This window comes from Collinsella sp. AM13-34 (assembly GCF_003473055.1).
Taxonomy (GTDB): Bacteria; Actinomycetota; Coriobacteriia; order Coriobacteriales; family Coriobacteriaceae; genus Collinsella.
Genome location: NZ_QRLE01000034.1, coordinates 1 through 12,249, shown reverse-complemented (window position 1 = coordinate 12,249; position 12,249 = coordinate 1). Strand labels below are relative to the sequence as shown.

The following is a 12,249-nucleotide window of genomic DNA, read 5'->3' as shown; positions in this document are numbered from 1 at the left end:
GCCTGCGCACTCGATGGATTCGGATGCCCGACAGAGGCTCCTTATGGCTGCTTCCTTCCGGACCTGACCAGATTCGGAACATGTCGTCATCCGAACCCATCGAACGCGCTAGGCGCTCGGTATATCTTACCTGCTCCCGTCCGCCACGGCAAGTGGGGCGAACCCATCGGATGGATTCGCCCCACTCGTCCATATCGCTAGCGGCGCCTGCGGTACAGGACCGCGCCGCCCGCGGCGGCCAGCGCGCCGGTGCCGGCCATGACCGCGAGCGCGGCCGCCGGCAAGCTGCGGTCGCCGGTGTCGGGCATGCCGCCCTTGGAGCCGTCGCCGCTAGCGCCGCTGCCGGAGCCGTTATCTGAACCGCCGTCCGAGCCACCGCCCGGCGTGCCGGGGTTCTCGGGGGTCCCGGGCTCCTCGGCGTAGCTGTTGGTGAAGATTGGCGGCATGTTGGCGTCGCCCTCGTAGGAGACCTTCGCCGACAGGTAGCCCGTCTTGGTGCCGTCTGCCGCCTCGTCGCTCACCGTGACGACGACCTTGTGCACCGCCTTGTCGTAGGTCACGTGCGCCTGGCCGTCGTCGACCTCGCTCACCGTGAAGGTGTAGGTGCCGGCCCGCTTGAAGGTCAGCGCATCGAACGCGACGCTGCCGTCGGCGGCATTCTTGGCGGTCGACATGACCTTGCCGTCCCGGCCCTTGAGCTCAAAGCCAAACTGGCCCGCCTTGAGCTCGGCGCCCTTGAGCACCTTGGCGGCGCCCAGCTTGAGGGTGACGGGTGCGGCCTGGTAGCCGTTGGTGAAGGTCACCGAGGTGTCGTTCGCGGCATTGCCCTCGGCATCCATGAGCTCGTGTTTGACGGCGAGCGTGCCGTTGCCGGCATCGGTGACCGTCGTGCGCACGCGGTACGTCGCCCTGTCATATGTCACGCCGCCCGCCGTGCCGGCGACCTCGCGCAGCTCGTAGCTGTGCGCGCCGGGCGCGGTGTAGGTAACGGGGCTGAGCGCGACCGTGCCGTCGGCGGCGTTCTTGCCCGTCGCCGCGACGCTCTCGCTGCCGTCGGCGACAAGCTCGACCAGCTGGAACTCGAACTCGCCCTCGGCCAGGTCACGGCCCTTGAGCTTCTTGCTCACCTTGATCTGGTCGGTGACGGAGCTCGGCGTCGGGTTCACGCCGTAGGTGTTGGTGAACTCGAACGCACCCCTGCCCTCGGGCGTGCCCTCTGCGGGCAGGACCTCCGCGGCGAGCGTGCCCGCGGCGGTGTCCTCGACCACCCTGACCATGAAGGTCCTGGTCGCCGTCGGGTCATTGACCACGCCGTCGACCGAACCGGACTCGCTCACCCGGTAGGCAAACGTCTTGGTGCGCAGGCCGTCGCCGTCGATCTCGACGCCATCGAGGTCGCTCGGCTGCCTGAACGTGACGTGGCCCAGCTCGACGTTGCCGGCGGCGTCGTTGGTCGCCTCGGTCACCGTCTTGCCGGAGGCGTCGACCGGTGCGGGCGCGCCGTCCAGCGGCTCGATCTTAAAGGTGTACCTGCCCGCGATGTCGGCCTGCGTGAGGCCGAGTCCGGCCTGGCGGAGCGCCAGCGTCTTGGTGCCCGCGATGTCGACCGTCGCCTCGCCGGCGCTATAGCCGTTCACAAACGACAGCGTGCCGTCGGATCCCTCGGGATAGACCACGACCACATCCAGCCCGCCCTTGCCGTTATCGGTCGCCTTGACCGTAATGCCGAAGCTCGACACGGCCGCCGTCACGCCCGCGGGCAGCCGGCCCGTGCCGTCCTCGGAAACGGTATAGGGAATGACCCAGGAGCCATCGGCGGCCTTGGTGGCGGTACCGTCCGCCACCATCTGCTTAAGCGAGTCGGTGGTGTAGGCGATGGGCGAGAACGCGAGCCCCGCGGCCTCGCCGTCGCCGGAGGCCTGGTTGGTCGCGGTCGCGACCACATTACCCTGGGCATTGCGGACGGAGAACGAGAACTCGCCCGCCTTCGCGGCGCGGCCCGTCAGCGTCTTGGTGGCATTAATTGCCACGTTGCCCTCGCCGCCGAGCTTTCCGGTGGCCTCGTAGGAGTTCTCGAACGCGACCGTCACGGGCGCGGGCGCCGCCGTGGCGCCATCCGCTGTGGAGACCTCGCTGCGTGCGACCTCGACACCGTCCTTGGCAACTGTGGTCGTGACCGTAAGCTTGCCCGTCGCGGCATCGTAGGCGGGCGCGATGGTCACCGTGCGCGGCGCGGTGTCGTTGGCGTAGCCCTCGCCGCCGAGCTTGGTCTCGGTGACGGTGAAGCGGTAGGTCTTGTCCGCGTCGGCGTCGGTGAACTTCACATCGCTGCCCGAAGCAGCGCCGATGAGGTCGACCAGGTCGGCCTTCCCATCGTCAGCCGCGGCCACGGCGTAGGCGTCCTTGTCGGTCTTGAGGCCGAGCTTGGCGGCCGTCTCAGCGTCCGCGGTCACGGTGAAGGCGAACTGCCCCGCCTCCATGGCGCGGCCGGAAAGCGCCTTGGACAGGCGCACTCCCGCGCGGGCCGAGTAGTCGAGCTCGGTCGTGTAGGTGTTGACGAAGTCGCCGCCGCTCGCCTGCGCGATCGCGGGCGTCGTGGCCGTGAGGTTGCCGGAGCCGTCGTCGGTCACGGTCACCGTCATCGTGGCGACGTGGTCGTCGTAGGCCACGCCGGCGATGGCGGAGCCGTCATCGGGCCTGACCTCGCGCACCGTGTAGGTGAAGGTCTTGGCGCGCACGCGCTTGCCGCCGACCTCGGCAAACTCGGCGTCCTTGATGTCGTCGAGCATGTAGCGGATGGGGCCGAAGCCGAAGGCGACCCTATCGCCCGCCTTGGTGCCGGCGGCGGCCGTCACACTGACGGTCTTGGAGCCGTCGGCAGAGCCATCGGGCATGGGAGCGCCGCCCTCGCCCGTGAGCGCGAACTGAAAGCTATCGCCCTCCGCCCAGTCGCGGCCCTCGAGCGTCTTGGTGAAGAGTCCCGCGGTGGAGACGTCCCTGCCCTCGGTAGCCGTTCCGTACGTGTTGGTGAACGCGACGGTCGCGCCGTCCTCGGTCACGGCGCCTTCGGCCTTGGAGCCGTCAGCCCCGTTAACAGCAGTCGTGTAGCCCTCGGCGGCATCCTCGGTCACGGCGTAGCGCGCGCCCACGGGCAGGCCGGCGACGGTCTTCTCCCCGCCGTCCTTAAGCGTGAAGGTCGCCTTGCCGTCCGTAAACGTCACGGCGTCCTCGCCCTTGCCGAAGGTGCCGGAGACGGGCTCGCCGTCCCTGTCGGCCAGCGCGACCGTGAAGCCGAACTCGCGCTGGCTGTCGCCGCCGACGACCGTCTTCTTGACGGTGATGCTGCCCTCGCGGGACACGCTGTTGTGGGTCGTGTTGGTCTGGGATTCGTTCTCCCCCACCTTGACCGTGGCGGTGTTGGAGATGTCGTCGACCACGGCGGCTTCGGCGGAGACCTTCACGTCAAAGCTGAGCGTGCCCGTGGCGCCCGCAGCCTGCTCGCCGAGCGACCAGGTAAGAGTGCGCGTCGCGGCGTCGTAGGCGACGCCGTCGGCAGAGCCCTCGACGTAGTCAACGCCCTTGGGCAGGACATCGGTCACCGTCACGTCGGCCGCCTGCGCGGCGCCCCTGTCATCGACGCTGTTATTGGCCCAGCCGATGGTATAGGTGAGGGTATCGCCCACGCCCACCAGCCTGCCATCCACATTGACCTTGGCACCCGAGGCGTCCGCCTTGGTGACGGTCTTGGTGTTGTCGTGCGGCGTGAAGGTGTTGGTGAAGGTCTTCTTGCCCCGCTCGTTGAAGATCTCGGCCTTAAGGCCGGCACCGGTCTGAGTCACCGTGATGTCGAAGGTGTAGGCATGCGCATCGCCCTCAATCAGGACATCGCCGCTTGCCTTCTCGGTCACGGTCGCGTGGTAGGCACCCGGATTGGTGAAGCTGAGCTCGCCAAAGGAAACCTTGCCGTCCTTGTCATTCTTCGCCTCGATTGGGTAGCCCTCGAGCACATTGCCCGCGCCGTCGGCGAGGGAGAGCTCAAAGGCGAACTCCCCCTCCTGGAGGCCGAGCTTGCGGCCGCCCGCGAGCACCTTGGTGAGCTCGGGGACGGACGCCGTAGCGGGAGCGGGGTCGAAGGTGTTGGTGAAGGCGACGGAGGAGACCTGGTCAGCCGAGATGGAGCCATCGGCCCTGGATCCCTCGGCTCCGTTCACCGCGGTCGTGTAGCCCTCGGCGGCACGTTCGGTCACCGTGTAGGCAGTTCCCGCGGGCAGCCCCGTGACCCTCGCCGTCTGGCCATCTTTGAGCTTGAGGGTCGCCTTGCCGTCCTCGAACGTCGCGTCACCGTAGGTGCCGGATACTTTGCGGCCCATGGCATCGGTGGCCTCAACCACAAACTTAAATATCTTGTCCGCGTCGACCGCCAGGCCCTCGCGCGCCACGACGGTCTTGGAGACGTCGAGCTCGCCCGTCTTCACAGTGTTGGTCACGGTGAAGCCGTCCTTGGCGTCGCCGGTGACCTTAGAGCTGTAGCCCTCGACGGGGTCCTCGGCCACGGTGTAGGCGATCACGGAGCCGGACCTGGAGTACTTGGCCAGGCCCTCGAAGGAGTGCTTCCAGCTATTGGACTTCGACAGCTCGGCCGACTCGCCGGTGTCCTTCCCGTCGGCGAGCAGGCGCACGGTGGCCTTGGCGGCCGCCGGGCCGACCCACTTCTTCTCGACGGGCACCGAGACCTTGGCCGTGGAGGTGTTGGTCACGGTGAAGCCGCGCTCGGCGTCGCCGGTGACCTTCGAGCCGTAGCCCTCGACGGGGTCCTCGGCCACAGTGTAGGCGATCACGGAGCCGGAAGCCTCACGCTGCGGCAGATTGGAGAAGGCACCCTCCCAGCCGTCAGACTCGCTCAAGGTGATCGAATCGATGACGGTATCGCCGTTCTTGAGATTTACTTTGACCTTATTAGGATGGGGAATCCTGGGGTTCTCCCAGACCTTTTTGATGGGAATGTCGATGTTCTCGGACTTGCCGATGATGACACCGCCGTTGGCGCCGATGCCGCCTCCCCGTTCGGCCGTATTGCCAGAGATCGTCAGCGACGTCTGACCGCGGCCGAGGTTATACACATCCTCGCTCATCACAGATTTAAGCGCGACGTTCGGCGTGGCGTCGGTAAAGGACAGGGGCTCGCCGTTGCCACCGCCGGGCGAGAATCGCGGGATTTCGGTGTTTGTTTTCGCATAAGTGCCTTCGGGGTTAAACAGCCCACCGTCTCTGTACCAGCTGACCTTTCCGCCGCCCGGAGCGCGGTTGGCCAAGGTCAGTTTGTATTTGGCGTCTTTGAAGCCGGTGAAGACGAGGTCGTCTCCCGCCTCATCGGCCGAGTTCCTGGCGATCAGGCCACCGTTCTGGACGTAGACCTTGGCATCTCCGGTCGGGCAGAACCACATGCCGCCGCCCTGCTTTTTCGCATGGTTATCAACAACGAGAGCGTTTTCGATATGGAGCGTGCTATAGACGAGATACTCGTTGCCTTCGCTATATACGCCGCCACCCATATTCCGAGCAGCATTGTCCTTGATCTCGCCCGCACTGAGGATGACGTCATCTGAATAGGTATAGACACCTCCGCCGGCGGAAGCGGAGTTACCCGATACGGAGCCACCTTTCATAGTGAAAGCGGTACGGTCCCTACCACCCTGCTGCAGGCCGCGATCGACCACGCACACTCCGCCGCCTTTGCCATCAGAATACGCAATATTGTCCTCGATCTTGCCGCCCTTGAGGGTAAACTCGGCATTCCCTTCGACGTGCACTGCGCCGGAGGGAGTTCGATTCCCAAGCTTATAGCCTCTGTTGCGCACAAGCTGACCACCGGTCATCTCAAAGGAGGCTCTCTGGTTACGAGCCTCGCTGTACATGACCACCGCGCCGCCCTGATAGCCGGCGTTATCCTCGATACTGCCGTTACTCATCTCAAGGTGGGCATCGCCCATCAGCATGATGCCGGTAGACGAAAGGTAGTTACCATCGCCGTCCGTGGAGAAAGACACGTGATTCTTACGAATAACGCCGCCCTTCATGACAACATGGGCGCCGTCCTTCGCGTGGACAGCGCCGCAATACGCGTCCTTAAGTTCGCACTGCTCGATAACGCCGCCCGTCATGGTAAGCGAAGCCTTGTCTCCCGACACGTCGATGACACCCGTATTGACGGTGTTCGCAGCGCCGTCGCACACAACGGCCTCGTCAGAGAGCACAACCGCTCCCCTGCTAGAAATAATGGCGCCCTTGTTGTAGCGACCACTCAGGGACACTTTCCCCGACAGCTCGAGGGATGCCCCCTCGGCAACATTGACCAGTACGGAGAAGCCGCTTTTCTTTGCCAAGATGGTATAGGGCTCATCCGACGTGATCTTAATCATCTTCCTGGCAGGAATCGTGAGCGTGGAGCCGAGCCTCACGTGCTTTTCCAGCTTGATGACGGTCTCCTTGCCATTGGGGGCCTCGCTGACCAGCTCCTGAAGGGTCTTGGTGCTGTCATTGCTCACGGTATCGCCGACGCCGTCATCGATGGACTCGCGCGTGTAGACGATATCGACGCCAGAGGACGGGAGGTTCTCCGAGTCGGTGATGTCGTCCCTGCTGTTTTCGATCGTGATCTTTTGAACCGTGCTGCCGTCAAACATGTCCAGGGGTATTTTGGTGAGGCCGCGCCCGATCGTCACATCCTTCACGCCATCTACGCCCGAGAAGGCTGCCGTGCCAACGGAAGTCACGGAATCTGGAATGGAAAGCTGCTCCGGCAACGTACCGCTAAAAAAGGCGTAGTTGCCAATTTTCTCGAGCGTCTCGGGGAACTGGACGGCAACATTGCTCCAGATAAAGGCCCAGTCGCCAATGCTCTTCAGGCTGTCGCAGAGCCCCGCGATCTTAACTGGCGTGTAGCAAAACGCATAGCCCGGAATGTTCTGAAGCGAGGACAGATCCACGGACGCCTGCAGATTTTTGCACTCGTAAAAAGCCCCCCAGCCCATCTTTGTCACCTTGCTTAGATTGGGCACACTCACCAGGCTGGCACACCCCTGGAAAGCAGAGGATCCGATGCTCGTCAATGTGCCCGGGAAATCAATTCCGGTTAAACTCGAGCAATTCCGAAACGCCCCATCCCCGATGGACTCGATTTCGCTCAGCGCGGTGACGGACGTGAGAGAGGTGCATCCGTCAAACATGTGCGAGGGGATCTTGGTAACCGAAGCGGGCAACGACACGCTTGTCAGAGACGTGCAGTCTTCGAACACGCCCGTTATGGTGTCGGAGAAGGCGACATCTTTTGGAAACTCGATGCTTGTGAGGGCCGTAGCCCCCTCGAAGGCGCCCGAGCCCGAAATCATTTTGAGGGTGGAGGGGAGATTGATCTCCGAAAGGCTGCTGCAGCCATTGACCATCATGTTGGCGCTAATCTCCTCGACGCCCTCATCAAAATAGAGCTTTTCGAGCGAGCCAGCGTTTTGCAGCGAGCAACCGAAGTTCTTGATGGAGCCAGGGATATGGAGCTCCTTGACCTTTACGAACTTCCGGAAATACCATCCGCGCACGTTTTCGAGCGTGTCGGGAAGCGTCAGCTGCTCAACATTCTCGGCCACGATACCAGACGAGAAATAAAGTTTGGTGACTTTGTAGGTCTGGCCACCATGCTCGATGGAGCTGGGCACACTCACCACGGTCACACTGTCGTCGGCAACAATACATGTGATTTCCGCCGTGCCCTTATCCGTGGTCTCGCACGAATAGGTCACGCCGTCCTGGGTGATCTCAAACTCCTCCGCAGTATACGCAGCCCGCGATTCCGTGGCCGCATATGCGACACCGGCCGTCGCGCCAACGGATAAACATCCGAAGCCGAGAACCAGCGCAAGACAGAGAGCGACGACTCTCTGCCCCCCCCCGCCGAAAACTTTCCTCTCCAATTCCCTTCTCCCCCTCTGGTGTCGCCTTCTCTTCCCAAGAGCGATCTATTGATTAGGACAGTTTAAAGACAACATTATGCCCAAAGAGATCCATCATGGAGATAATCCACGTCTTCGCCCGAAATGATAATTAATTGGCAGGATTAATTGGCGAACAACTGAACGAAGAGCAATCTACTAATGGCACATCAATGGCGGCGTCAACACCTGAAGTGCATAGCCTCCGATCCCTAGACAGCACCATCGAGCGCCACAAGGCGCAGGATTGAATTGTTCAGATTCACATGCCTTTACGGGTGTTTTTCTAGCCCCAAAAAGACTGATCTGGTGCTGTGCCACGGAAAGGGCCCATCTACTACGTTTAGGCCGCGGGGTCAACCATAGCCGACTTTTTCGAAAATCGGCAAGCTTTCTACCTGCGGTTTTAATTTCACAAATTCCGGGATGGTCGAGGGCGTTCCGCTAAACGTAGTAGATTACCGCATTTCATGGCAGACGGTCCGACCCAAAGCACAAGGCGACCAGCCTCGGATGGCCATTCACGAAGTTGCGGTGGAATACGGACTGAATTGGCGCCTTAAAGGCAAAAACACTCCGTATTTCACCGCAAGTTATTGGGGAGGGATTGGTTTTAGAGGCGACCGAGGTCGTAGGATCGAGCGACCGCCTCGCCGGCGCAGATGAGGTTAGTTGTGGCTTCTTGCGGGTCGAGTGCCTGCTCCAGGTCCATGGGCTTGCGACAGATCGGCAGTACAAGGTCGATGCCCTGCCCATACACCGCATCCAGGTTGTCAGCGCGACCGCCCACGACGGCGACCACCGGCTTGCCATAGCGCTTGGCACGGCGGGCCACACCCACCGGCGCTTTGCCGGCGGCGGATTGCTCGTCCATATTGCCCTCGCCCGTTATGACCAGATCGACATCCCGCACGCGCTCGTCAAACCCAATCAGATCAAGCACCGTCTCCACGCCCGAATGTAGCTCTGCACCGAGCGCTAGCAGCGCGGCGCCCAGACCGCCAGCGGCACCGGCGCCGGGCACGCCGAGCACCGAGCCAAACGTCCGCGCACCCTCGGGCACGCGCAGTAACCCCTGAGCCCGTGCCTCGGCAATCGCCGTATCGAGCAGGCGACCGTAACCGACCATCCAGTCGTCGTACCCGCCCAGCGCTTCGACATCGTCTGTCGGCAGGCCCTTTTGCCCGCCAAACACCGCAAGCGCCCCGCGACGCCCCACGAGCGGATTCTCGACATCGGAAAGCACCACGACACGCGCGCCATTCAGTGCCCGAAGCGCCGGTGCCAAATCGATACTCGCCACGTGTTCAAGGCCCGTGAGCCCCAGCGCGATATTGCAGCCACGGTCATCGACAAGACGCGCGCCCAGCGCTTGCAGCATGCCGGCGCCACCGTCGTTGGTGGCGCTGCCGCCCAGTCCCATATATAGGGTCCTCGCCCCCGCGCGAACCGCACGAAGCATCAGCTCGCCCACGCCATAGGTCGTAGCGGCCAACGCCGCCGACTCCGTGCACGGCGAGCACCCGATGCCCGCGGCTTCGGCCATCTCAATGACAGCCGACTCGTGCTCGCCGTCCACCAGCATCCGGGCAGCCACGCACTTGCCCAAGGGACCTGCCACCTCGCAGGTCACAATCTCACCGCCGCACGCGGCAACGGCATCGAGCGTTCCCTCACCGCCATCCGCCAGCGGCAGCGCGCTTACTTGGGCATCGGGCCACACGCGGCGCACGCCTTCGGCAACGACCTCCTCTGCCTGCGCACTCGAAACGCTGCCCTTAAAGGAATCAATCGCCAGCAGCACACGGCGAGGCCGGCGCTGCACGGGACCAAAGTCGAGCGTCTCGCCGGCAAGATCCTCGCCGTCAGCAAGGGCCTCGGCGTGGGCAACATGCGCCTCAAGGTTTGCACCGCAGCCGCAACCGACGCCATCCGCACCGCGCAAACCGGCAAAATAGTTGCTCAGCACCGCGCGACACTCATCCGCCAACACGCCGGCGGTCACATGAAACCGATGGTTTAGGCGCGAATCGGCATTGAGATCGTACAACGAGCCCAACGCACCCGCCTTGGCGTCGCTCGCGCCATACACGCAGCGCCCCACGCGCGCATTGACCATAAGCCCCGCACACATGCAGCAGGGTTCCAACGTCACATAGACCGTACAGTCGGAAAGGCGCCAGCGGCCAAGCGCCTGGGCAGCGGTGCACAGGGCCGCGAACTCTGCATGCGCCGAAGGGTCCTGGTCAAGCTCGCGACGATTATGCGCCCTCGCGACGATCTCGCCGTCGCGCACCACTACGGCTCCGATGGGCACCTCGCCCACCGCCGCGGCGGCTCGCGCCTCCGCCAACGCCTCGCGCATGAACTTCTCGTCGATTTCGGTGATCGTCATCGTTCGCCTTCCCTGTTGCAAATTCAAAACGATGCTATCATTACGACTCACGGAGAGATGGCAGAGCGGTTGAATGCGGCGGTCTTGAAAACCGTTGAGCGCGAGAGCGTTCCGGGGGTTCGAATCCCCCTCTCTCCGCCACTTTTAGTGATGCACCGGTGTCATGGTCCGCTCAAACAGCGCATCGACCACGTCGGCCATCTCGGGTCGACGCTCAAGATCGTGGCCCGATTCCCACCATATCGTGAAAAGTCGAATAATACCGCCGGCGACAAACTCAGACGTCGTCTCGAGTGACACGGGGGCCAGGGCATCCTCGGCAAGCACGTTCATCACACGCTCGCGGATGGAGCGGGCAATGCGGTCGCAAATAACGTTGGTCAGCATTCCCGACATGCTGCTCGCCAAAATGTTGTCCATGAGCTGCTCATGGGCCAGAATCAGGTCCATGGCATCGTCCAAAATCGCGTGCCGAAGCGCGCGCACGTCCTCGGCAGACACTGTGCCGGCCTCATCGGGCTGTTTTTGCGGCAAGCCGGACATGAGCTCATCGATATAAAAGGCAAAGTAATCGTTCTTGTCGCGAAAGTGCTTGTAGAACGTCGTGCGGCGAATCATGGCGCGGTCGCACAGCATGGCAACCGTCAGGTCCTCAAAACGATGCTCCTCGAGAAGCTCGGTGAAAGCATCGAACAGGGCACGGTAGGTTTTCTTAATGCGAAGGTCCACTGGTATCGCCATCCTCAGGGCAAAGACAACACTCGTCAATCTGTCGCATATCTTACACCTGTACCTCGCGCGTTTTACCCCGGTGCCGACCCCGCCGAAAACATAACGCTTACCGGAAAGTTCGGCACGGCAAAACGTTGCGGGTATACTAGTAGCGTTATACCAACGGCAGCTGGCGCATGCCGCCGCGGCCACTCGAAACGGAGACATCATGATTACCGTCATCATCGGCATCGTTGTTGTCATTGTGATTGTCTGCGCCATCGCCGGCATCTACAACAACATGGTCACCAAGCGTAACCGCATCGATAACGCCTGGCAGAACATCGATACGCAGCTGCAGCGCCGCAACGACCTGATCCCCAACCTGGTCGAGACCGTCAAGGGCTACGCCAAGCACGAGCAAGAGACGCTCTCCGCCGTGATCAGCGCGCGTAACACCGCCGTCAAGGCCACCACGCCCGAGGCCAAGATGGAGGCCGACAACGTGCTGACCGGTGCGCTACGCCAGCTCTTCGCCGTAGCCGAGGCCTATCCCGACCTTAAGGCAAACACCAACTTTACGCAGCTGCAGGCGTCGCTCGAGGATACCGAGAACAAGATTAGCTATGCACGCCAGAGCTACAACGACTGCGTGCTCAGCTACAACAACGCCATTCAGACGTTCCCGGCTGTCATCTTTGCCGGCATCTTCCAGTTTAAGGAGCGCCAGGGCTTCGAGGCCGCCGAAGCAGCCCGCCAGGCCCCGACCGTCAAGTTCTAGTAGTTTGACAGCGCATCTTTAATCGGCCAAATGCATAAACCGCCCTGTCGAATGCATACTTCGACGGGGCGGTTTCCTTTTTCGCGAAGGTCCCCCTCTAAGTGCCGTGCATTTTTAGGAGTATTCAACATAACCAAGGGCTTCGGGCGCCGCGATAAATGCCAAAGAGCGCAAATATCCCTGCAAATCAAACGCTGTCAACCCATAACCCCGCCCATCATTCGTAGAAAACATCGAGAAATCCCGATTTTTTGCCCGAGGTCGGTATGCAGGGGCCTTCGATTGCAGAATACTCGCAAAAATGCACGTCGCCATCACCCCCACATGGCGCGAACCAAAATCAAAACCACCCCTAAAAGGGGTGGTTTGCTCTTAGGGTA

At 62.3% G+C, this 12,249-nt stretch carries 4 protein-coding genes, 1 tRNA gene and 1 other RNA gene; 2 read left to right on the top strand and 4 right to left on the bottom strand.

From position 1 onward, the window contains the following. Positions 1-7: 7 nt before the first annotated feature. The 3 genes from ffs to tadA form a co-directional block, all read right to left on the bottom strand. Positions 8-103, bottom strand: an RNA gene (gene ffs / locus DW151_RS09875) — signal recognition particle sRNA small type. A gap of 94 nt (positions 104-197) precedes the next feature. After that, positions 198-7,793, bottom strand: coding sequence for a Spy0128 family protein (locus tag DW151_RS09870; protein ID WP_147351781.1), 7,596 nt, complete (start codon positions 7,791-7,793; stop codon positions 198-200). Positions 7,794-8,595: 802 nt separating this feature from the next. Next, entirely contained in the window at positions 8,596-10,377 is a 1,782-nt protein-coding gene (gene tadA, locus DW151_RS09865; RefSeq protein ID WP_118335642.1) for a tRNA adenosine(34) deaminase TadA, read from the bottom strand. Between the two features lie 51 nt (positions 10,378-10,428). Here tadA and DW151_RS09860 point away from each other — a divergent pair. Beyond that, positions 10,429-10,518 (top strand) — tRNA-Ser (locus DW151_RS09860). A 3-nt stretch (positions 10,519-10,521) separates the two neighbouring features. On the opposite strand, the gene DW151_RS09855 is transcribed toward DW151_RS09860, so the two are convergent. After that, on the bottom strand, positions 10,522-11,106 hold the full coding sequence (locus DW151_RS09855) for a TetR/AcrR family transcriptional regulator (protein WP_099432361.1): 585 nt from the start codon (positions 11,104-11,106) through the stop codon (positions 10,522-10,524). Positions 11,107-11,317: 211 nt separating this feature from the next. On the opposite strand from DW151_RS09855, the gene DW151_RS09850 reads away from it, so the two are divergent. Further along, entirely contained in the window at positions 11,318-11,869 is a 552-nt protein-coding gene (locus DW151_RS09850; protein WP_082421874.1) for a LemA family protein, read from the top strand. Positions 11,870-12,249: the final 380 nt, after the last annotated feature.